This is a genomic window from Micromonospora sp. NPDC050795 (assembly GCF_044456785.1).
GTDB lineage: Bacteria > Actinomycetota > Actinomycetes > Mycobacteriales > Micromonosporaceae > Micromonospora.
Genome location: NZ_JBITGE010000023.1, coordinates 63,469 through 84,336, shown reverse-complemented (window position 1 = coordinate 84,336; position 20,868 = coordinate 63,469). Strand labels below are relative to the sequence as shown.

The 20,868-nt window shown below is 70.4% G+C and carries 21 protein-coding genes; 12 read left to right on the top strand and 9 right to left on the bottom strand.

Annotated features, from left to right (window positions below):
• Positions 1-14: 14 nt before the first annotated feature.
• From ACIBEF_RS20875 to ACIBEF_RS20865, 3 genes are read right to left on the bottom strand one after another with little or no spacing between them, the layout of a single operon-like run.
• Positions 15-1,679, bottom strand: coding sequence for an FAD-binding dehydrogenase (locus ACIBEF_RS20875; RefSeq protein ID WP_396794868.1), 1,665 nt, complete (start codon positions 1,677-1,679; stop codon positions 15-17).
• Positions 1,676-2,620, bottom strand: a complete 945-nt coding sequence (locus ACIBEF_RS20870) for a phosphoglycerate dehydrogenase (protein WP_396794867.1) — start codon at positions 2,618-2,620, stop codon at positions 1,676-1,678. Before ACIBEF_RS20870 ends, ACIBEF_RS20875 begins: the two co-directional genes overlap by 4 nt.
• Positions 2,620-3,879 carry an MFS transporter gene (locus tag ACIBEF_RS20865; RefSeq protein ID WP_396794866.1) on the bottom strand — a complete coding sequence of 420 codons (1,260 nt, stop codon included), beginning with the start codon at positions 3,877-3,879 and terminating at the stop codon, positions 2,620-2,622. The genes ACIBEF_RS20870 and ACIBEF_RS20865 overlap by 1 nt, the downstream gene beginning before the upstream one ends.
• Before the next feature lie 98 nt (positions 3,880-3,977).
• Here ACIBEF_RS20865 and ACIBEF_RS20860 point away from each other — a divergent pair, with 98 nt between their 5' ends.
• Both ACIBEF_RS20860 and ACIBEF_RS20855 read left to right on the top strand, forming a co-directional pair.
• On the top strand, positions 3,978-4,667 hold the full coding sequence (locus tag ACIBEF_RS20860; RefSeq protein WP_393224064.1) for a GntR family transcriptional regulator: 690 nt from the start codon (positions 3,978-3,980) through the stop codon (positions 4,665-4,667).
• Positions 4,664-5,761 (top strand): tartrate dehydrogenase, encoded by a 1,098-nt coding sequence (locus ACIBEF_RS20855; RefSeq protein ID WP_396794865.1) that lies wholly within the window; start codon positions 4,664-4,666, stop codon positions 5,759-5,761. The genes ACIBEF_RS20860 and ACIBEF_RS20855 overlap by 4 nt, the downstream gene beginning before the upstream one ends.
• A 241-nt stretch (positions 5,762-6,002) precedes the next feature.
• Here ACIBEF_RS20855 and ACIBEF_RS20850 read toward each other — a convergent pair whose 3' ends face one another.
• Positions 6,003-7,022 carry an aldo/keto reductase gene (locus ACIBEF_RS20850; protein ID WP_396794864.1) on the bottom strand — a complete coding sequence of 340 codons (1,020 nt, stop codon included), beginning with the start codon at positions 7,020-7,022 and terminating at the stop codon, positions 6,003-6,005.
• Between the two features lie 357 nt (positions 7,023-7,379).
• Entirely contained in the window at positions 7,380-7,580 is a 201-nt protein-coding gene (locus ACIBEF_RS20845; RefSeq protein ID WP_396794863.1) for a hypothetical protein, read from the bottom strand.
• A 119-nt stretch (positions 7,581-7,699) separates the two neighbouring features.
• Between ACIBEF_RS20845 and ACIBEF_RS20840 the strand changes: the two genes are divergently transcribed.
• The 9 genes from ACIBEF_RS20840 (at position 7,700) to ptsP (ending at position 14,641) form a co-directional block, all read left to right on the top strand.
• The gene (locus ACIBEF_RS20840; RefSeq protein ID WP_396794862.1) at positions 7,700-7,906 is read left to right on the top strand and encodes a hypothetical protein; all 207 of its coding nucleotides are present in this window, start codon (positions 7,700-7,702) and stop codon (positions 7,904-7,906) included.
• A gap of 113 nt (positions 7,907-8,019) precedes the next feature.
• A complete protein-coding gene (locus ACIBEF_RS20835; protein WP_396794861.1) occupies positions 8,020-8,781 on the top strand; it encodes a DeoR/GlpR family DNA-binding transcription regulator in 762 nt (253 codons plus the stop codon).
• Between the two features lie 13 nt (positions 8,782-8,794).
• Positions 8,795-9,703 carry a 1-phosphofructokinase gene (gene pfkB, locus ACIBEF_RS20830; protein ID WP_396794860.1) on the top strand — a complete coding sequence of 303 codons (909 nt, stop codon included), beginning with the start codon at positions 8,795-8,797 and terminating at the stop codon, positions 9,701-9,703.
• Positions 9,704-9,761: 58 nt separating this feature from the next.
• Complete coding sequence (gene mtlA / locus ACIBEF_RS20825) at positions 9,762-10,922, top strand: mannitol-specific PTS transporter subunit IIC (RefSeq protein WP_396794859.1); 1,161 nt, start codon at positions 9,762-9,764, stop codon at positions 10,920-10,922.
• A gap of 4 nt (positions 10,923-10,926) precedes the next feature.
• Positions 10,927-11,235 carry a PTS lactose transporter subunit IIB gene (locus ACIBEF_RS20820; RefSeq protein ID WP_357203568.1) on the top strand — a complete coding sequence of 103 codons (309 nt, stop codon included), beginning with the start codon at positions 10,927-10,929 and terminating at the stop codon, positions 11,233-11,235.
• Positions 11,228-11,662: a PTS sugar transporter subunit IIA gene (locus ACIBEF_RS20815; RefSeq protein ID WP_396794858.1), complete on the top strand. Its 435-nt coding sequence runs from the start codon at positions 11,228-11,230 to the stop codon at positions 11,660-11,662. Before ACIBEF_RS20820 ends, ACIBEF_RS20815 begins: the two co-directional genes overlap by 8 nt.
• On the top strand, positions 11,659-12,699 hold the full coding sequence (locus ACIBEF_RS20810; RefSeq protein WP_396794857.1) for a zinc-dependent dehydrogenase: 1,041 nt from the start codon (positions 11,659-11,661) through the stop codon (positions 12,697-12,699). The genes ACIBEF_RS20815 and ACIBEF_RS20810 overlap by 4 nt, the downstream gene beginning before the upstream one ends.
• Positions 12,700-12,708: 9 nt before the next feature.
• Positions 12,709-12,975: an HPr family phosphocarrier protein gene (locus ACIBEF_RS20805; RefSeq protein WP_357203559.1), complete on the top strand. Its 267-nt coding sequence runs from the start codon at positions 12,709-12,711 to the stop codon at positions 12,973-12,975.
• Positions 12,968-14,641, top strand: coding sequence for a phosphoenolpyruvate--protein phosphotransferase (gene ptsP, locus ACIBEF_RS20800; protein WP_396794856.1), 1,674 nt, complete (start codon positions 12,968-12,970; stop codon positions 14,639-14,641). Before ACIBEF_RS20805 ends, ptsP begins: the two co-directional genes overlap by 8 nt.
• 150 nt (positions 14,642-14,791) lie before the next feature.
• Here the strand turns inward: ptsP and zwf are convergent, their stop codons facing one another.
• Positions 14,792-16,285, bottom strand: coding sequence for a glucose-6-phosphate dehydrogenase (zwf, locus tag ACIBEF_RS20795; protein ID WP_396794855.1), 1,494 nt, complete (start codon positions 16,283-16,285; stop codon positions 14,792-14,794).
• Between the two features lie 364 nt (positions 16,286-16,649).
• Between zwf and ACIBEF_RS20790 the strand changes: the two genes are divergently transcribed.
• Entirely contained in the window at positions 16,650-17,786 is a 1,137-nt protein-coding gene (locus ACIBEF_RS20790; protein ID WP_396794854.1) for a hypothetical protein, read from the top strand.
• A 143-nt stretch (positions 17,787-17,929) separates the two neighbouring features.
• On the opposite strand, the gene ACIBEF_RS20785 is transcribed toward ACIBEF_RS20790, so the two are convergent.
• From ACIBEF_RS20785 to ACIBEF_RS20775, 3 genes are read right to left on the bottom strand one after another with little or no spacing between them, the layout of a single operon-like run.
• Positions 17,930-19,165 (bottom strand): iron-containing alcohol dehydrogenase, encoded by a 1,236-nt coding sequence (locus ACIBEF_RS20785; protein WP_396794853.1) that lies wholly within the window; start codon positions 19,163-19,165, stop codon positions 17,930-17,932.
• Positions 19,158-19,307, bottom strand: a complete 150-nt coding sequence (locus ACIBEF_RS20780; protein ID WP_396794852.1) for a hypothetical protein — start codon at positions 19,305-19,307, stop codon at positions 19,158-19,160. The genes ACIBEF_RS20785 and ACIBEF_RS20780 overlap by 8 nt, the downstream gene beginning before the upstream one ends.
• Entirely contained in the window at positions 19,304-20,764 is a 1,461-nt protein-coding gene (locus ACIBEF_RS20775) for an NAD-dependent succinate-semialdehyde dehydrogenase (RefSeq protein WP_396794851.1), read from the bottom strand. Before ACIBEF_RS20775 ends, ACIBEF_RS20780 begins: the two co-directional genes overlap by 4 nt.
• Positions 20,765-20,868: the final 104 nt, after the last annotated feature.

Below are 20,868 nucleotides of genomic sequence, written 5' to 3'. Positions count from 1 at the left end.
CGGGTACGAGCCGGTCATCCGACGGTGGTGGCCACGGCGCGGCCGGCCTGGCGGCCGGAGAAGAGGCAGCCGCCCAGGAAGGTGCCTTCCAGCGCGCGGTAGCCGTGCATGCCGCCACCGCCGAATCCACTGGCCTCGCCGGCGGCGTAGAGCCCGGGCACCGGCTGGCCGGTGCCGTCCAGCACCCGACCGTCGAGGTCGGTGTGCAGGCCGCCCAGGGTCTTGCGGGTGAGCACATGCAGGCGCACGGCGATCAGCGGCCCGGCCTTCGGGTCGAGGAACCGGTGCGGCGCCGCGGTCCGCATGAGCCGGTCACCCCGGTAGTTTCGGAAGTTGCGGATGGCGGCGATCTGCATGTCCTTGGTGAAGCTGTTGGTCAGCTCCCGGTCGCGTGCCTCGATCGTGCGCTGGATGTCGAGCGGGTCGAGCAGAGGCTCGTCGGTGAGCGCGTTCATGCCCTTCACCAGCTCGTCCAGCCGGTTGGCCACGACGAAGTCGGCGCCCTGCTGCTTGAATGCCTCCACCGGTGCCGGTGCGCCGCCACGGAGGCGGCCGAGTACCTGTTTGACGCTGCGACCGGTCAGGTCCGGGTTCTGCTCGGAGCCGGAGAGCGCGAACTCCTTCTCGATGATCTTCTGGGTGAGAATGAACCAGCTGTGGTCGTGGCCGGTGGTGCGCAGGTGGGCGAGCGTGCCGAGGGTGTCGAATCCGGGGTAGAGCGGCACCGGCAGCCGTCGTCCGCGCGCATCGAGCCAGACGGAGGACGGCCCGGGCAGAATCCTGATGCCGTGCTTGTCCCAGATGGGGTTCCAGTTCTGGATGCCCTCGACGTAGTGCCACATCCGGTCGGGGTTGATCACGGCGCCGCCGGCGTCCTGCGTGATGGTCACCATGCGGCCGTCCACGTGGGCGGGCACGCCGCTGATCATGTGTGTGGGCGGGGTGCCGAGCCGTGTGGGCCAGTTGCGGCGGACCAGGTCGTGGTTGCCGCCGATGCCGCCGGAGGTGACGATGACGGCTTGCGCGGTGTAGGCGAAGTCGCCGATCTCCTCCCGCGAGCTGGCGGTGCCGCGGGCGGCGTCGCTGGGCTCCAGGACGTGACCGGTGGCGCCCACCACCGCGCCGTCGCTGACGGTCAGTGCGTCGACCCGGTGCCGGAAGGCGAACCGGACGAGGCCGCGTCCGGCGGCCTCCCGCACGATCGCGATGAAGGGTTCGAGCAGGCCCGGCCCGGTACCCCAGGTGACGTGGAAGCGGGGCACCGAGTTGCCGTGTCCGGTGGCGTCGTAGCCCCCACGCTCGGCCCAGCCGACGATGGGGAACATCTTGACGCCGAGACCCCGCAACCACGCGCGTTTCTCGCCGGCGGCAAAGTCGACGTACGCCTCGGCCCAGCGCCGTGGCCACGCGTCCTCGGGGCGGTCGAACCCGGCGCTGCCCTGCCAGTCCTGCCAGGCGAGCTCGGTCGAGTCGCGGATGCCCATCCGGCGCTGCTCGGGTGAGTCGACCAGGAACAGCCCGCCGAACGACCAGAACGCCTGGCCGCCGAGGCTCTGCTCGGGCTCCTGGTCGAGCAGCAGGACGGACCGGCCGGCGGTGACGAGTTCGGCGGTGGCCACCAGCCCGGCGAGGCCTGCGCCGATCACCATCACGTCCGCGTCCGCTGTCCTGGTGGTCATGCCGGCTCCTTCAGTTCGGTGAGCGAGTGGGCCGGCCGGCCATCCAGGGCGGCGACGAGTTCCTTGGCACCCTCCATCCCCGCGGCCAGCCGGGCCTCGGCAGTCTGCCCGGCCATGTGCGAGTAGACAGTGATGCCGGCCACGCCGCGCAGGATGCTGTCGGCGGGCAGCGGCTCCACGTCCACCACGTCGAGGGCTGCGCCCGCCAACCGGCCGGACCGGACCGCCTCGACCAGGGCGACCTCGTCGACGAGCGGCCCGCGTGCGGTGTTGATCAGGTGTGCGCCCGGCTTCATCCGGCCCAACGCTGCGCTGTCGATGAGATGGCGCGTGAGCGGGGTCAGTGCGGTGTGGACCGACACGAAGTCGGCGTCGCGCAGCAACTCGTCGAGCGTGACCCGGGCGACCGGCGTGGGCAGGCTGCCGGTGCACAGCACCGTCATGCCGAAGGCGGCGGCCAGCGGCGCCACCCGCTGGGCCACCGCGCCCCGCCCGATCAGACCGAGCGTCCTGCCGCGCAGCTCGTGGCCGTCGGTGCGGGGCCAGCCGCCGGCGGCCACCCCGGCGGCCATCGGCACCAGGTGCCGGGCCTGGGCGAGCAGCAACCCCATGGTGTACTCGGCCACCGCGTTGGCGTTGATCCCGGGCAGGTTGCTCACGCTGATCCCGAGCCGCCCGGCGGCGGCCACGTCGACGGAGTCGTACCCCACTCCGGTACGCACCACGGCGCGCAGGTCCGATGCCTGACGCAGCACCTCCGCGCTCATCGGCTCGTTGGCGATCAGCGCCCCCTCGACGCCGGCCAGGGCCGCGATCAGCTGCTCCGGCCGGCGTGGTCCCCGCATGGGGTCGTGCCGCGTCGTGAAGCCGAGCCCGGTCAGGTAGGTGTCCACCTCGTCGCCGGGGGCGAGGTAGTCAGTGGTGATGAGGATGGTCGACATCATTCGCTTCCGGTGAGGGTGACGGCCCGGTTGGCCCGGTGCACACGCTGCAGGCGTTCGAGACGTACGACAACGAGCACGGCGAGTACGGCGAGCACGGCGATGTAGAGCAGCATCCCGTCCCAGCCGACCAGGTCGATCACCGCGCCGATCAGGGCGGGGCCGCCGAAACCGCCCAGGTACCAGGTGACCGCGTACAGGCCGGTGTAGGCCCCGAACACCCGGCTGGACGGTGCCAGGTTCCACAGCGCCACCGCCGCGTTGATCGTGAAGGCGGCGGCGCCGGCCGAGGCCACGCAGAACGCGACGACCGTACTGGTGGCGGTCTGCACGATGGCGCCCGCCGCCAGCGCGACGGCGAAGACGGTGATGCCCACGGCGATGATCCGCAGTCGTCCGAAGCGCTCGGCCAGCAGCGCGGCCGGATAGGCCGCAGCCACGTAGACGATGCCGCTGGGCAGGGTGAGCCCGCCCGCCTCGCCGCGGCTGAGGCCCAGCGCCTCCATGCCGTACGGCGTGATCAGCGACCGTGAGGCGAACCATGCCCCGCCGAAGAGCAGGACGGTCAGCAGCAGCAGGAGCCGGCGGCGGTCCTGGTCGGTGAACAGTCCGGCGACGATCTGCCGCAGCGGTTGGCTGACCGCGGCCGGACCGGCGGAGGCCTCCTCGGCCACCGCGGCCTGGTAGGCCGCCGACTGGCTGTCGCGCACGTTGGCCAGCAGCACGACCGTGGCGGCCAGCATGATCACCGACGGGATGACGAAGGCCGCCCTTGGATGCTCGTCCACCACGAGCAGGCTGATCAGCGACGCGACGATGATGGTCAGTGCGGTCGCGATCTTCACGACGGCGTTCGCCCGGCTGCGCCGTTGCGGGGGCAGGAAGTCCGGCACCAACGACTCCGCCAGCGGTCGTGTGGTGTTGGCGATCAGCGCGTAACAGAACATCACCACGACCAGCGTGGCCAGCGACGTGGTCCACGGCAGGAGGACGAAGACCAGCGCGGCCAGGGGCATGCCCACCGCGAGGTACGGGATTCGCCGCCCCCACCGGGTCCGGGTGTTGTCGGACCGGTTGCCAATCCAGGGCTGGATGAAGATTCCCAGCAGGTTGTCCATCCCCATCAGCGCGCCCACGAGCGCCGCGCTCGCCACGTGCTCGCGCAGCAGCACGGGCACCTGATTGTCATAGAAGTTCCAGGTCGACTCCTGCGCGAAGAGTGCGAGGGCTATGAAGAACGTGATCCGCCGGTTGGACACACGTCCACCTCCTTGTGTCCCCGGTCACGTTAAATTGCTGTAGCAAACTCGTCAACAGTTGCAAACGAACTTGCTGTGTCATGCGCTAGAGTGCGTCCATGACGACAGCCGGGACGCTCGCCGATCAGGCGTACCGACAGGTCCGCACCGCGATCGCCACCGGCGAACTCGCGCCGGGAGAAAAGGTCACCGAGCGCGGCATGGCCGAGCGCCTCGCGGTCAGCCCGACACCGGTCCGCGAGGCCCTACGCCGGCTGGAGCTCGACGGGCTGATCGAGCGGATCGGCCCGCGTACCGTGCTGGTCGCCGCCATCCGCGACGCCGCCATCGACGACCTCGCCGAGGTGGAGGTCGGCCTGCGTGGCCTCGTCGCCCGCTTCGCCGCCCGACACGCCACCGCCGAGCAGCTCGACGCGCTGGACGCCATTCTCGACCGCGCCGACGACCTGCTGATCCTCCTCAAGGAGCGGTCGGGGCAGGGCGGGCCGGTCGAACGGCACCTCACCGAGCTGCTCGACAGCATGCAGCAGTTCAACGACACGGTCAGCGCCTGCGCGCACAACCCGGTGCTGATCCGGATGCTCGAGCAGAGCCGCGTGTTCTCCCGCCCGCAGCGTCGCGAGCTGCTTCTGCAACGGGTGGCGGAGGACAACACGTTCGGCCTGGAGCGATACACCAGCCATCGGGCGCTGGTCCGGGCGCTCCGCGCGGGTGACTCCGCCGCCGCGGAGCGCATCGCACTCGAGGACTCGCAGGGCGGCCTCGCAGCGCTTCGGGAGGTGCCGTGACCACGCACCGGATCGCCGTCATCCCCGGTGACGGCATCGGCAAGGAGGTCGTGCCGGCCGGCCTCGACGCGCTGCACGCCACGGCGAGCCGTTTCGGCCTGACGCTCGACTTCGACAGCTTCGACTTCGCCAGCGCCGACTACTGGCAGCGGCACGGCGACATGCTGCCGCCCGACTGGGAACAGACGCTGCGTGGCTACGACGCCATCTACTTCGGCGCGGTGGGCTGGCCGGAGGTCGTGCCCGACCATGTCTCGCTCTGGGGCAGCCTCCTGCGGTTCCGGCGGGTCTTCGACCAGTACGTGAACCTGCGCCCCTGCCGGCTCATGCCCGGCGTCCGTAGCCCCCTGGCCGGTCGGCTCCCGGGCGACATCGACTTCGTCGTCGTCCGGGAGAACACCGAGGGCGAGTACTCCAGCGTGGGTGGGCGGATCTTCGAGGGCACCGACCGGGAAACCGTCCTGCAGGAGACGATCATGACCCGCATCGGCGTCGACCGTGTCCTGCGCTTCGCCTTCGAGCTGGCCAACCGTCGCCCGAAACGGCACCTGACGTCCGCCACCAAGAGCAACGGCATCTCCATCTCCATGCCGTACTGGGACGAGCGGGTGGCCGCGATGGGCGAGCGGTTCCCCGACGTTCGCCTGGACAAGTTCCACATCGACGCGCTCGCGGCGCAGTTCGTGCTCCATCCGGAGTGGTTCGACGTGGTCGTGGCCAGCAACCTGTTCGGCGACATCCTCTCCGACCTCGGCCCGGCCTGCACCGGCACACTCGGCATCGCCCCGAGCGCCAACATCAACCCTGAGCGTGAGCACCCGAGCCTGTTCGAGCCCGTGCACGGCTCCGCACCCGACATCGCAGGCAAAGGCATCGCCAACCCGATCGGCCAGATCTGGTGCGGCTCGATGATGCTGGAGCACCTCGGCCATCCGGAGGCCGCCGCCCATCTGCTCGGCGCGGTCGAGGACGTCCTGGCGTACGGGCCCGGACAGGCGCCTCTGACCCCCGACCTGCAGGGCACCGGCACGACGGCGGAGCTGGGCCGAGCGATCGCCGAGAGGGTCAGCGAACGCCCGTCCGGCACCGCATGAGGTCGTCGTTCCGCGCGACCGGCTGAACGTAGTGGCCGGCGGTGCCCGGCCACTCGGAATCAGTCGCTCCACCACCTGACCCGCCCGCTGCGCGGATCAACCGAGACCGGCCCGCCAGGCGGTCATGCGGTCGACGGGGTGATGAGTTCATCCGCGACCCAACGCGCGACGCGGCGCGGCGGGTCAGCGGCAGGCGGACGCGTACGTCCGCCTGCCGTCAGGTCGCCGACGTGCCGAGTGATCAGCGGCGGCGCAGCGCCGGCTCGAGCAGAGCGGGCGGGGTGTCGTTCTTCTCGTGGGCCGCGAGGTCGACGCCGGGAGCCACGATCGCGTCGATCGCGTCCAGCACGTCGGCCGAGAGCACCGTGTCCGCGGCGGCGAGCTGCGAGCTGAGGTGGTCCATGGTGCGGGGACCGATGATCGCGCTGGTGACGCCCGGGTGTGCGGTGACAAAGCCGAGCGCGAGCTGGATCATGCTGAGGCCAGCCTCGTCGGCAACCTTCGCGAGCTGCTCGACGGCGTCGAGCTTGGCGCGGTTGGCGGGGATGCTGACGTCGAAGCGGTGCTGCATGAAGCCCGAGCGGTTCGTGCTGATCTCCTGGTCGGCGCGGATCGCCCCGGACAGCCAGCCCGACGCCAGCGGGCTCCAGGCCAGCACGCCCATGCCGTATTCCTGGGTCGCGGGCAGCACGTGGGTCTCGATGCCACGCTGCAGGATCGAGTAGTTCGGCTGCTCGGTCACGTAACGGCTCAGGTGCCCCTCGCGGGCGGCCCACTGCGCCTGCACGATGCGGTAGGCAGGGAAGGTCGAGGAGCCGAAGTAGTGGATCTTGCCCGCGCGCTGCAGGTCCGTCAGCGCCGACAGCGTCTCGTCGTCGCTGGTCGTCGGATCCCACCGGTGCATCTGGTAGAGGTCGACGTGGTCGACGCCGAGGCGGCGCAGGCTGTTCTCCAGCGCGGTGACCAGCCAGCGGCGCGAGCCGCCCCGCTGGTTGCGCTCGTCGCCCATCGGCAGCGTCGCCTTGGTGGCCAGGACGACGTCGTCGCGGCGGCCGGCGATGGCCTTGCCGACCATCTCCTCGGACTGGCCACCGCTGTAGGCGTCGGCGGTGTCGATGAGGTTGATCCCCGCATCGAGCGCGCCGTCGACGATGGCGGCGACGTCCTCCTGGGTGGTGTTGCCGATCTTGCCGAAGTTCATTGCGCCGAGTACGAGGGTGCTGACCTGCACACCAGTGTGACCCAAGGTGCGGTACTGCATGACTGTTTGCTCCTTCAGACGTTCAACGTCCACGGTTTGGTGGCAGCCCGCCCGGTTCAGTGTTGCCCGACAACCGGAGCGGTGTTCCGGTAATCAACATACGGAACGACGTTCCGGATGCCAAGCGAAGTGACGGAGGTAACGCGACGCAGCCGACATCGACGGCCGGCCGGAGATTGGGCGCGACCAGTAACACCGCGTCACGTGCGCTGATGACCGGCGTCACTAGCGGATCGGCACTGCTGACTTGGAGGCAGCCGCACACTCGGGGGCCACACCGTGTCAGGTCCGCCGGTGCCGAGATCCAGAGGATCTCGAAGCCGGCGGTCCACCTCGGACCCCTGTCGCAGCGCGTCGTCACTCCCGCGTCCGGACGAGGGTTCCCGTACTGCTCTGCGTGGTGGTCTGCCGCTCCAGGTTGGTCTGCAGGAACCAGACCGAGCCGCCGAACCCCACGGACAGCACGAGGACGGTCAGGACAGTCGCCATGCCCTGCGCGTTGGCCCGCAGATTGGCCGCAGCCAGGTAGCCGCTGACCCGCCACACCCGCGGCAACAACGGTGTGAGCAGGCGTGCCGCGCGCCGCCAGCGTCAGCACGCCGGCGATCAGCCGCACCCGGCCGCTAGGCCGAGGCTCGACAGCGATCTCACCGAGCGCCTCGATCGGCTTGGTCCCGGTGACCCGACGTGCGGCGACCAACGCGGCGAGCACCGCCACGAGGACCGCCGTACCGACCGCGGCCGGCACCGCGACCAGGCCGTCGGCGGTGCTCTCGAACGCGGCGGCCAACCAGTGGGTCAGCTCGTCGTTCGGCCTGGTGGCGGTGCTCTGCGCGGTCGCGCTGATCGTCCACCACCGCCGTAACCGGACGCCAAAGTCGTAGGGACAACCCCATCACCGTCGCGCCGGGTGTGGGTTTCTGTGGTCACTCTCTTGACTTCCCTCACAGCCGGGCGTAAACAAAGCACAAGCAAAACGAAACGGCGGTGAAACAACATGTACGCCGAGGAACGACAGCAGGAGATCCTTCGCATCGCCCGGGATGTGGGCCGGGTCGAGGTGGCCGGCCTGGCTGATGGGCTCAACGTGACGGCGGAGACCATCCGCCGCGATCTCACCATCCTGGAGCGGGCCGGGGTGCTGCGCAGAGTCCACGGTGGAGCGATTCCGGTCGAACGGCTCGGGTTCGAGCCCGCGCTGGCGGCGCGTGACGCGGTGCTCATCGAGGAGAAGGAGCGCATCGCCAAACTCGCTCTGAACGAGGTGCCGGAGGAGGGCGCGATCATCCTCGACGCCGGCACCACGACCGCCCGGCTGGCCCAACTGCTGCCGGTCGACCGAGAGCTGACCGTCGTGGTCAACTCGCCGGTCATCGCCACGACCCTCGGTACCTATGCCAACCTCAACGTCCTGCTGTTGGGCGGACGGGTCCGCGGGAAGACCCTGGCGACCGTCGACGACTGGGCGCTGTCACCGTTGGCGGACCTCTACGTCGACGTCGCGTTCATCGGCACCAACGGCATCTCGGTCGAGCGGGGGCTGACCACCCCGGACCCGTCCGAAGCTGCGGTGAAGCGGGCGATGGTCCGTGCGGCCCGCCGCACGGTGGTGGTCGCCGACCACACCAAGCTCGGCAACGACTATCTGGCCCGATTCGCTGAGCTGGCCGACGTCGACCTGCTCATCACCGACAACCGTGCCGACCTCGACCTGGTCGGTGACCTGGAGTCCACAGGCGTTCGGGTGGCCCGCGCATGAGAGCGGGCCGGGCATGATCGTCACCGTCACCCTCAACCCCAGCCTCGACCGGGCCGTGGAGGTCGACTCACTCACCCGGGGCGAGGTCATCCGGGCTGCCACCGCTCACCTCGACCCCGGCGGCAAGGGGGTCAACGTGTCCCGTGCCCTGCTGGCCAACGGCGTGCCGTCGGTGGCGGTGCTGCCGTCCGGCGGTGACGAGGGAAACCAGCTCATCCGCCTCCTCAAGGCGGAGGGTGTGGAGGTTCTCGCGGTCTCCATCGCCGGAAGGACTCGTTCCAACATCACCCTGGCCGAGCCCGACGGCACGGTCACCAAGATCAACGAGCCGGGCCCGACCCTGCGCCGCGCCGAGTTCGACGAGGTGATCGACAGTGTGCTCGCCCGTGCCAGCGGCGCCGACTGGGTCGTGCTGTGCGGCAGCGTCCCGCCCGGCCTGCCCGCCGACGCCTACGCGCAGTTGTGCCGGAAGCTGCGCGCTGCCGATGTCAGGGTCGCCGTCGACACCAGCGGCCCTGCCCTACGCGAGGCCGCCCTTGCCGGAGCGACCCTGCTCAAGCCCAACCGCGACGAACTGGCCGACGTGGTCGGCAGCCCGCTGAAGGACCTCGGCGATGTGGTCGATGCCGCTCAGTGCCTGCGGGCATGGGGCGCCGGCACCGTCGTGGCCAGCCTCGGCGCCGACGGCGCCGTCCTGGTCGACGCCGAAGGGGTCCGCGCCGGCACCTGCCCCGTAGCCCGGCCCCGTAGCACCGTCGGTGCCGGCGACGCGCTGCTCGCCGGGTTCCTCGCCGCGGGCGCACAGGGTGCCGCCGCCCTCGCCGAAGGTCTGGCCTGGGGCGCCGCCGCGGTGAGCCTGCCCGGCAGCCGGATGCCCGGTCCGGCGGACCTGCTCCGCCACGACGTCACCATCCACCCCTAGCCGGACGAGCTTCTCCCCGCAGCCGTCTGGACCGCCCCTCGATGAAGGAGATACCCCCGTGACCTCCTCTTCCTACACACCAGAGGTGAAGGGCCAGGGCCTCAAAGCCACCGTGCAACGCCTCGGCGGCTACCTGGCCGCGATGGTCATGCCCAACATCGGCGCGTTCATCGCCTGGGGCCTGATCACCGCCCTGTTCATCCCGACCGGCTGGATCCCCAACAAAACCCTGGCCGAACTGGTCGGCCCGATGATCAGCATCCTGCTACCGGTGCTCATCGGCTACACCGGCGGCCGGCTGGTCCACGGCCAACGCGGCGCCGTCGTCGGCGCGGTGGCGACCATGGGCCTCGTCGTCGGCGCGGATGTGCCGATGATCCTCGGCGCGATGATCATCGGGCCGCTCACGGCGTATGTCCTCAGGCTCTTCGACGGCCTGATCGAAAACAAGATCCGCCCCGGCTTCGAGATGCTGGTCGACAACTTCAGCGCCGGCATCATCGGTGCCGGGATGGCCATCGGCGGTGTCTACGGCATCGGCCCCGTGGTCGAGTGGCTCACCAAGCAGGCCGGCTCGGGCGTCGACTGGCTCGTCGGCAAGGACCTGCTGCCGCTGACCTCGGTACTCGTCGAACCCGCCAAGGTGCTCTTCCTCAACAACGCCATCAACCACGGCGTCTTCGGCCCGCTGGGCATCGCCGAGGCGGCCGACAAGGGCAAGTCGATCCTGTTCATGATCGAGTCGAACCCCGGCCCCGGCCTCGGTCTGCTGCTCGCCTTCATGGTCTTCGGCCCCCGCGCGCTGCGCCCCAGCGCCCCGGCCGCGATCATCGTGCAGTTCCTCGGCGGCATCCACGAGATCTACTTCCCGTACGTGTTGATGAAGCCGAAGCTGATCCTCGCCATGATCGCCGGGGGTGCGGCCGGCGTCGGCACCTTCGTGATCACCGGCGCCGGCCTGGTCGCCACCCCCTCGCCGGGCAGCATCTTCGCCTACCTCGCCGTCACCCCCAAGGGCGGCCACTTCGGGGTCATCCTCGGCGTCGTGATCGCCGCCGCCGTCACCTTCGCGGTCGCCTCAGCCCTGCTCGGCTTCGGCCGCGGCGAGCCCGCCGCGGACGCCGTCGGCCCGGACGAGGAAACGGCTGTCCGTCCAGACGAGGAAGGGGCTGTCGACCCTGACGAGACCCTCCACAAGTCGGCAAAGCAGGAGGTCTGAATCCATGCCCACCATCAACGGCACCGAGATCAAGAAGGTCGTCGTCGCCTGCGACGCCGGCATGGGCAGCAGCGTGATGCTGGCCAGCCAACTTCGGCGGCAACTGGCGAAGAACGCGGTGACCGTCGAGCACACGCCGGTCAACTCGATCCCGGCGGACGCGGACGTGGTCGTCTGCCACCAGGGGCTCGCCGCGCGGGCCCGGGTCAGCGCACCCGACACGGTGATCGTGCCGATCCAGGTGTTCATCGGCGACCCGGCCGTCACCAGGGTCGTGAACGCGGTACAGCGCGGTGGTGAGCTGAGTGGCTGAACTGCTGGCCCGTGACGCGATCCGGCTCGACGAGCGGGCCGGATCGCGGGACGAGGCGATCAGCCGCTGCGGCGCGGTACTCGTCGAGATCGGCGCGGTCGCCCCGGCGTACGTCGACGCGATGCTCACCCGCGAGCAGAGCGTCTCCACGTACATCGGAGAGGGCGTCGCCATCCCGCACGGCACGCTGAACAGCAAGGAGTCCGTCCAGCGCGACGCCCTCGCGGTGCTGCGCTTCCCCGACGGCGTCGACTGGGACGGCTTCGACGTACGGGTCTGCGTCGCCATCGCCGCTGCCGGCGACGGGCACGTGGACATCCTCGCCCAGCTCGCCTCGGTGCTGATGGACCCCGCCCAGGCGCAGCGGCTACGCGAGTCGACGAGCGCCGATGACGTCATCACCATCCTCGAAGGGAAGCCCTCGTGAAGGTCGTTCGATTCCACGCGCCCGGTGACGTCCGCATCGAGGACGCGCCCGAGCCCACGCCGGGCCCCGCCGAGGTGAAGATCCGCGTCCGCGCCTGCTCCACCTGCGGCACCGACGTGAAGATCTCCCGCTTCGGCCACCACCACATCGCCCCGCCGCGCGTCATGGGCCACGAGATCGCCGGTGAGATCAGCGAAGTCGGTGGCGACGTCACGGGCTGGCGGCCGGGGGACCGGGTTCAGGTCATCGCCGCCATCCCGTGCGGTACGTGCGCCGAGTGCCGGCGCGGCCGGATGACCGTCTGCCCCAACCAGGTGTCGATGGGATACCACTTCGACGGGGGGTTCGCCGAATACCTGGTCGTGCCGCACAACGTCCTCGCCGTCGACGGGCTCAACCGCATCCCCGAGGGGCTCAGCTTCGCCGAGGCGTCCGTCGCCGAGCCCCTCGCCTGCGTCCTCAACGGCCAGAACCTCGCGGGTGTGGGGGAGGGCGACGACGTGGTCGTCGTCGGTTCCGGGCCGATCGGCTGCCTGCATGTGCGCCTGGCCCGTTCACGCGGCGCGGCCCGGGTGTTCCTCGTGGACCTCAACCGCGAACGCCTCGACCTGGCCGCCAACCTGGTCCAGCCGGACGCGGCGATCTGCGGTGCCGAGACCGACGTCGTCGACGCGGTGCTCAAACTCACCGAAGGTCGAGGTGCCGACGTCGTCATCACCGCCACGGCCGCCGGCGTCGCCCAGGAGCAGGCGGTGCAGATGTCCGCGCGCCAGGGTCGGATCAGCTTCTTCGGCGGCCTGCCGAAGGACAAGCCCGTCATCTCCCTGGACTCCAACCTCGTGCACTACCGCGAGCTGACCATCGTCGGCGCCAACGGCTCCAGCCCGGAGCACAACAAGGAAGCGCTCCGACTCATCGCCAGCGGCGCCGTGCCGGTCGCCGACCTCATCACCCACCGCCTGCCGCTCGACCGCACCCTCGACGCCTTCGGCATCGTGGCGCGCGGCGAAGCGATCAAGGTGACGATCGAACCCTAGGGGGAACCGTTGCCCAGCAGAACAGTCCTCGTCGGCTCCGCCAGCGGGCTGCACGCCCGCCCGGCGGCGCTGTTCGTCGCCGAGGCGGCGAAGCAGCCGGTGCTGGTCACCATCCGCACCGGCGACAAGAAACCCGTGCCGGCCCGCAGCATGCTCGGCGTGCTGTCGCTCGGCGCCAAGAAGGGAACCGAGGTCACCCTGGAGGCCGACGGCGACGACGCCCAGGCCGCCGTCGACACCCTGGCCGACCTCCTCGAACGCGATCTCGATGCGTGAACTCCGAGGGATCGGGGCCAGCCCCGGTGGTGCGGCGGGGCCGGTCTACCGGCTGGCCCCGCCTCCGGCCCTGCCGCCGTTGGCGGAAACCGTTGACCCCGACGCCGAGAAGATCGCCGTCCGGGCCGCGGTCGTCGCCGTCGCCGCCGACCTGACCCGTCGCGCCGACACCGCCCTGGACGCGACCGCCGCCGAGGTCCTGCGCGCGCAGGTCATGATGGCGCAGGACGAGACGCTCATCGACGCGGCCGACATCGCCATCGACGGCGGTGCGGACGCCCCGCACGCGATCACCGACGTGCTCGCCGGGCACCGGGCCGCCTTCGAAGCCGCGGGCGGGTACCTCGCCGAGCGGATCAGCGATCTCGACGACCTGCGGGACCGCCTCGTCGCGGCGTGCCTGGGGCAGCCGATGCCGGGCGTTCCGGACCCTGGCCATCCGTACCTGCTCATCGCCCGCGACCTGGCGCCCGCCGACACCGCCGGCCTCGAACCGGGCCTGGTGCTGGGCCTGATCACTGCCGAGGGTGGGCCGACCAGCCACACCGCGATCCTGGCCCGGACACTCGGTATCCCGGCCGTGGTCCGCTGCGCGGGCATCCTCGACGTGACCGACGGCGCGTTGGCCAGTCTCGACGGCGCGAGCGGTGTCGTGGTGGCCGGCGTCTCCGTGGACACGGTGACCGCCGTCAACGCGGAGCGGCTCGCCGAGATCGAACGCCGCGCCCGCTCCCAGGGCCCCGGGCGGACCGCGGACGGTCATCCCGTCGCGCTACTGGCCAACATCGGCTCCGTCCGCGACCTCACCGGCGAGGTGGAAGGGGTCGGCCTGTTCCGCACCGAGATGCTCTACCTCGACCGCAGCGACCCGCCGTCGTACGAGGAACAGGTCGCCGCGTACCGCGACGTCTTCGCCGCGCTGCCCGGCCGCAAGATCGTTGTACGCACCCTGGACGCCGGCGCCGACAAGCCGCTGCCGTTCCTGCGGCTGGCCGAGGAACCCAACCCCGCACTGGGCATCCGTGGTCTGCGGGTCGCGCGGCAGGCACCGTCAGTGCTCACCGCGCAGTTGGCCGCTATCGCGGCGGCGGCTGCTGCGACGGACGCCGACGTGTGGGTGATGGCACCGATGGTCGCCACGGCGACGGAGGCGGCAGCGTTCACCGAATCCTGCCGCGAGCACGGCCTGCCGACCGCCGGCGTGATGATCGAGGTGCCGGCCGCGGCCCTGCGCGCCAACCAGGTGCTGTGCCACGCGGACTTCCTCAGCGTCGGCACCAACGACCTCAGCCAGTACACGTTCGCCGCTGACCGCATGTGCGGCGACCTCGCTGACCTGCTCGACCCGTGGCAGCCCGCGCTGATCGCGCTCCTCGCGTCCTGCGCGGCAGCGGGCGTCGAGGCGGGCAAGCCAGTCGGCGTGTGTGGAGAGTCCGCAGCGGATCCGCAGTTCGCCCTGGTGCTGGCCGGTCTGGGCATCACCAGCCTGTCCATGGCGCCCCGCAGCATCCCGGCGGTGCGCGAGTCCCTGGCCGCGCACACCCTCGACGAGTGCCGCCAGATCGCCGAGGCGGCCCGTGCCGCACCCAGCCCGGAGGCGGCACGGGCGGCGGCGGCCGATGCCTCGCGTCAACTCCGCCTCGGCGAGGGTGTGTCGGTGCGGTGAGCCGGTAACGGTCACCGGCGATTCGTCGGTGAGATCCCCCAGCCCGGGGAAGCGACGATGCCCGCCGGGCACTGAGAGGACCGCGCTGCGCGCCGATCGTGAGATTGAGCGATCGGACTCCGCAGCGTGGTCACCCTCGATGTGCAAAGGTCACGCGGAGTTGCGCCACTTGCGGCCGTGCCGGCCGATGAGCCGGTCGGCGTCGGTCGGCCCCCAGGAGGCGGCCTCGTAGGTGGGGATCGGCGAGTTGTCCTTCTTCCAGTGGTCGATGATCGGGTCGACGATCCGCCAGCACTGCTGCACCTCGTCGCTGCGGATGAACAGCGACGCGTCACCGATCAGCGCGTCCAGGAGCAGACGCTCGTACGCCTCCGGGGACTCCTCGACGAACGTCTGGTCGTAGGAGAACTCCATCGTGGCGGTGCGGACCCGGAAGGAGTGGCCCGGCACTTTGGCGCCGAAGCGCAGCGAGATGCCCTCGTTCGGCTGGATCCGCAGGATCAGCGCGTCAGCATCGAGGCCGGTGAGCTGATCGGTCGGGATCGGTAGGTGCGGCGGCCGCTGGAACTGCAGTGCCACCTCGGTGAGCCGGGCCGGCAGGCGCTTGCCGGTGCGTACGTAGAACGGCACCCCGGCCCAGCGCCAGTTGTCCACGTTGAGCCGCATCGCGGCGTAGGTCTCGGTCCGCGACAGAGGGTCGACGCCGGTCTCCTCGCGGTAGCCGGCCATCAGCTCCTCGCGGGTGCCGCCCCGGGTGTACTGGCCCCGGACCGCGGCCTCGGCGATGTCCCGGTCGGTGGGGAGCCGGATCGCCTGTAGCAGCTTCACCTTCTCGTTGCGCAGGCCCTCAGCCTCGAAGGAGGCCGGCGGCTCCATCAGCGCCAGCGCGAGGACCTGGAGCACGTGGTTCTGCACGATGTCCCGCATCGCGCCGGCGTCCTCGTAGAAGCCGCCGCGGCTGCCGACGCCGAGGGTCTCGGCGACGGTGATCTGCACGTGGTCGACCCAGGAACGATCCCAGATGGGCTGGAAGATCGAGTTCGCGAAGCGCAGCGCCAGCACGTTCTGGACGGTGTCCTTGCCCAGATAGTGATCGATACGAAAGACCTGATGCTCGTCGAACGCGCTGTGCACGACGCCGTCGAGCTCGCGGGCCGTGGCCAGGTCGCGTCCGTACGGCTTCTCGATGACCAGGCGGGAGAAGGAGCCTTCGCGTGGCTGGTTGAGCCCGACACCGGCCAGTCCGTTGATCACCGGCTCGAAGGCCCCGGCCGGGGTGGACAGGTAGAAGAGCCGGTTTCCGGACGTGCCCCGCTGTGCGTCCAGCTCGTCGAGGGTCTCCACGAGCCGCTTGTACGTCTCCGGGTCGTCGTAGCCGCCGGCCACGTACCGCACGCCGCTCTGGAGCTGGCGCTTGCTGGTGAGGGTGCGTGCACCGAGGGCGCTCTCGGCGAACTGCTCGTCGGTCATCGACGTACGCGCGACGCCGACCAGCGCGAACTGGTCCGGGAGCCGCTCGTGCCGAGCCAGGCTCTCGATTGCGGGCAGCAGCTTACGCCGGGTCAGGTCACCGGAGGCACCGAAGATCACCAGCGTGGCCGGCGGGGCACTCCGCTCCTGAATGAGCTGAGAAGCGTGGTCCATGGTCTGGGTTCCTCCGGGCACAAGGGGTGTGGGATTGGGGGCGGACTGTCCTGCCAGGACTTGTGCGGCGATGGCGGTGGTGTCCGGGGGCCACAACGGTGTGGCTCATTGCCGTGAAGCTTGAGCGTCGCATGCCGGGCTGACGGGGAGCCCTCTCGGTGTCGGATTCGCTGCGGTCTGCCGGCGTACGAGATGGTCGTACGAATGATCGTCGCCAGGTAGCGCGCGGAGGTCAACCGGCAGCCGTCGACGGCGGCGCCGGGGACCGTTCTTACGGCTTCGTTACGTGCGGCGAGCTGGGTGTGCGCAATCCATTGCTGAGCGCCACGCTGAAGGTCGTCCACCAATCCAGGAGGGGACCATTATGCGATCACTGGCACGGCGCGGGGTATCGGCGGCGACGCTCGCCGGGGTGGCGGCGAGCGGGTTGCTCCTGCCGGCAACGTCAGGCGTGGCCGCCATCCCGTCGGTGTGGAAGGCGACGGTGCCGCCGCTGATCAGGGACAGCCGGTTGACCGACGTGGTCGCCACGGGCCCGAACGATGCCTGGTCGGTCGGGTATCAGGCATCGACCTACACCGGATACTCGATCGACGAGCCCTACGCGCTGCTGCGGTGGAACGGGCGGACGTGGACGGAACGGCGGCTGCCACACGAGGCGTTCCTGCTGTACAGGGTGGCTGCGGCGAGCGAAGGGGACGTCTGGACGGTGGGTCTCGGAGTCCACGGCGAGCCGTACGCCGGACATTTCAACGGCCAGACCTGGACGCGACACACGCCGCTGGGCGGCTCGACAGTGCCTTCCACGCTGCTGGACGTGGCGGCCACCGGCGGTGGGCGGGCGGTGTTCGTCGGCCACGACGGCTCCGGGCCGCTCGTCCTCGAAGGCGACACCCGTCAGTTCCACCGGGTGGCGGTGCCGGGGACGGAGCAGCACAACGGTGTTCTGCGGGCGGTTTCGAGCACTCAGGATGGAAGCCTCTTCGCCGCCGGTGATCGCTACGTCGCCGACGCCCCCTACCCGCAGCCGATGATTGTGCAGCGCGTCGGCGGTGCGTGGCAGGTGGCGGCACTGCCGTCGACTCCCAGCACCCAACTGACGGGTGTGTGGGCCCGCTCGTCGACCGACGCCTGGGCCGTCGGCACGCAGGACTACGACACCGCTCCCAAGCCCGTCATCCTGCACTGGGACGGTCGCACGTGGCAGCGGTTGGCCGGACCGGCGCCTGCCGGCCGGGCGTACGCCGTCGCCGGTGATGCGAACGGCAATGTCTGGATCAGTGGCACGAATCCCATCCCTCCGTACATCGAGTACCCGGGCACGCTGTTGCTGCGCTACACCGGCGGCCGGTGGCGTGTGGAGTACGGGCCGAAGGTCGACGGCAGTGACCCGCACCTTGATGCCCTGGCGAACGTCCCGGGCAGCTCGTCCTTCTGGGGTAGCGGTGCCGCCGCGAGCAACGGCCTCGGCATCGCAGGCGTCATCGAACGGACCGGGTGACCGAGAACGCACAAGCAGCGGTACGGAGGGTGTCAAGAGCGCTGCATGTCGGCACGCCTACGGCCTACGGCCCGTCTTTGACCCCGGCCCGGCGGCGCAGTCCCTGGGATGTACGAAGGGGGATTGAGGCGGCATGAAGTCAGTCACTCTCTGCTCGGAGTCAGGGCGTGTCGGGTCCGGTCCCCGGTCCAGGCCGCTTCGAGGATCGCGGTCAGGCTGGCGGTGTCGCTCGGGCCCGGGTGGTTCTGGATCAGGCGGGTGACACCACTGGCCATCTCCGCGAAGCGCGGGAGGTCGGCGCGTGCCACGCCGATGTCCGCCAGGGTGGCAGGGATACCGATGTCGGCAAGGAGCCCGTCGAGCCAGGTGAGGAACGTGTCTGCGGCCTCGGCGTCGGAGGCGTCGGTGACGTCGAGCCCGCACACCCGGGCGAGGATGGCCAACCGGTCTGCGATGGCATCCCTGGCCGCGTCCAGCGCGTAGGGCAGTAGCAGTCCGACGCCCAGGCCGTGCGGCGTGTGCGTGGCTGCGCCGATGGGGTACTGGAGAGCGTGCGGGGCCGCGTTGCCCGCGTGGGAGAAGGCGATCCCGGCGAGCATGGATCCATAGGACATGTCCGCGCGCGCGGCCGTGTCGCTTCCGTCCCTGACGACACGGCGCAAGCTACGGGCGATCCGTTCCGCGGCGCGGAGCGCGTAGTGGTCGGTGATCGGGTTGCGGCCGAGGAACACCTGCTCCACCGGGTCGCGCGGTCCGTGGGCCCGGGGCCGGGCGGTGTAGCTCTCCACGGCGTGACAGAACGCGTCGATACCGGAGTGGGCGGTGACGGTCGCCGGGCAGGTGTAGGTGAGTTCGGGGTCGACGATGGCGAAGTCGGGGACGATGTGGACGCTGGACACCCCGACTTTCAGCTCGCGGTCCGGGTCGGTCAACACCGAGACGGGTGTGAGCTCGGAGCCGGTGCCGGACGTCGTGGGGACCGCGACGAGAGGGATCGTCGGCCCCGGCACCCTCGACTCGCCGTAGAAGTCACGCGGCGTCCCACCGTGGCGCCGGATGACGCCGACGATTTTGGCGAGGTCGATCACCGTGCCGCCCCCGATGGCGAGGATCACGTCGGCGTTCACCTCGGCTGCGGCCGAGACGGCCAGGGCGACATCGGAGAGAGGTACGTCTGAGGTCGCGTCGGAGAACACCTCGACGGCCTCGACCTTCTCCCGTACGGCGGCCACGATCTCGGCCACGCCCGGCTGCCCCAGGAGAACCTGGTCGGTCACGATGAGGACTCGCGAGCCGCTCTCGGCCACCACTCGGGGGATGTTCTGCGCGACCCCTTCGCCCACTATCAGCTGGCGTGGCCCGCGGACGGTCTCAAGCATGGCAGTGCCTCTCCGGAACGTCGGCGGCGATGTGCTGGGTGGACGTCCAGGTCACCTGCGGGACCGGGACGGCGTCGGCGAGGTTGGCCGCCCGGGTGGCGCAGACGCGCGCGGCGGGTGCCCGGGGCAGCAGGCCGGTCACGGTAGGTCGATCGCCACGTAGGTGAGGTCGAGGTACTCGAGGACGCCCTCGTGCGACCCCTCCTTGCCGATCCCGGACTGCTTCACGCCGCCGAACGGAGCTGACGGATCCGAGATCAGACCACGGTTGATGCCGAGCATCCCCGTGTCCAGCCCCTCGGCGAACCGGAGCGCCCGCTGGAGGTCACGGGTGAAGACGTATCCGGCCAGGCCGTGCTCGGTGTCGTTGGCCTTCGCCATCACCTCGTCGTCGGACGTGAACGAGATGATCGGCGCCACCGGGCCGAAGATCTCCGCCTGCAGCATCCGCGCATCCTCGGGCACGTCGACGAGGACCGTGGGCGGGTAGAAGTGGCCCGGCCCATCGGGACGCTCGCCGCCCACCAGGACCCGGGCGCCGCGATCGACCGCATCGGCGACGAGCTCGTCGATCGTGGTGACCGAGGCCTCGTCGATCAACGCCCCGACGTTCACGCCGTCGTCGAGACCATGGCCCACCGAGAGCGCGCCCATCCGCTCGGCGAAGCGCGCCGTGAACTCCTCGCGCACCGGCTCCTCGACGTAGATCCGGTTGGCCGCGATGCAGGACTCCCCGATGTTGCGCATCTTGGCCACCATGGCACCGTCGATCGCGACATCCAGGTCGGCGTCGGCGCACACGATCAGGGCGGCGTTGCCGCCCAGTTCCATGGAGGTGCGCAGCACATTCTCCGAGGCCTGTCGTAGCAGAACCCGCCCGACCTCGGTCGACCCGGTGAAGGACAGCTTGCGGGTCCGACTGTCGGCCAGCAGTGCGGAGACCACCTCGCCGGAACGCTTGGTGGTCACCACGTTGACGACGCCCGGGGGAACGCCGACCTCCTCCATGATGCGGGCCAGGAGCAGCATGGTGAGGGGCGTCTGACCTGCTGGCTTGGTGATCGTCGTGCAGCCGGCGGCCAGCGCAGGAGCGATCTTGCGGGCACCCATGGCCAACGGAAAGTTCCAGGGCGTCACGAAGACGCACGGTCCGACCGGCTTCGGTACGGTGAGGATGCGGTATCCACCTGCCGGAGCGATGCTGTAGCGCCCCTCGACACGCACCGCCTCCTCGGCGAACCAACGGAAGAACTCGGCACCGTAGGCCACCTCTCCCCGAGCCTCGGCGAGCGGCTTGCCCATCTCCAGCGTGATCAGCCGGGCGACCTCCTCGGATCGCTCGGTCAGTGCCCGGTACGTCGCGGTCAACAACTCTGACCGTTTCCGTGGCGGGGTGGCCGCCCACTCCGCCATTGCCCTGCTCGCCGCGTCCAGGGCGGCGAGCCCGTCGGCGACGTCAGCGTCCGCCACCTCGGCGATCGTCTTGCCGGTGGCCGGGTCCTCGACGGCAAAGGTGGCGCCGCTTGCGGCGTCGCGCCAGGCGTCGCCGATCCGGAGCCGCCGGTGCTCGGGGGCCAGCACGTTCATCGGGTCACTCATCGCGTCGCCTCCTGTGATCTTCCTCGTGATGTCCGGCGTGCCTCAGCGATCGCGCTGTGCGCGTAGACGGATGGGTCCCACGCCCTCGTCGCGGGCGAGAGGGG

Bases quoted from the DNA above. Each gene is read 5' to 3' on its own strand.
- ACIBEF_RS20850 (WP_396794864.1), bottom strand. From the start codon at position 7,022: ATGCAGTACCGCACCTTGGGTCACACTGGTGTGCAGGTCAGCACCCTC.
- ACIBEF_RS20820 (WP_357203568.1), top strand. From the start codon at position 10,927: ATGCCCACCATCAACGGCACCGAGATCAAGAAGGTCGTCGTCGCCTGC.
- ACIBEF_RS20835 (WP_396794861.1), top strand. From the start codon at position 8,020: ATGTACGCCGAGGAACGACAGCAGGAGATCCTTCGCATCGCCCGGGAT.
- pfkB (WP_396794860.1), top strand. From the start codon at position 8,795: ATGATCGTCACCGTCACCCTCAACCCCAGCCTCGACCGGGCCGTGGAG.
- ACIBEF_RS20775 (WP_396794851.1), bottom strand. From the start codon at position 20,764: ATGAGTGACCCGATGAACGTGCTGGCCCCCGAGCACCGGCGGCTCCGG.
- ACIBEF_RS20860 (WP_393224064.1), top strand. From the start codon at position 3,978: ATGACGACAGCCGGGACGCTCGCCGATCAGGCGTACCGACAGGTCCGC.
- ACIBEF_RS20790 (WP_396794854.1), top strand. From the start codon at position 16,650: ATGCGATCACTGGCACGGCGCGGGGTATCGGCGGCGACGCTCGCCGGG.
- ACIBEF_RS20785 (WP_396794853.1), bottom strand. From the start codon at position 19,165: ATGCTTGAGACCGTCCGCGGGCCACGCCAGCTGATAGTGGGCGAAGGG.
- ACIBEF_RS20870 (WP_396794867.1), bottom strand. From the start codon at position 2,620: ATGTCGACCATCCTCATCACCACTGACTACCTCGCCCCCGGCGACGAG.
- zwf (WP_396794855.1), bottom strand. From the start codon at position 16,285: ATGGACCACGCTTCTCAGCTCATTCAGGAGCGGAGTGCCCCGCCGGCC.
- ACIBEF_RS20875 (WP_396794868.1), bottom strand. From the start codon at position 1,679: ATGACCACCAGGACAGCGGACGCGGACGTGATGGTGATCGGCGCAGGC.
- ptsP (WP_396794856.1), top strand. From the start codon at position 12,968: ATGCGTGAACTCCGAGGGATCGGGGCCAGCCCCGGTGGTGCGGCGGGG.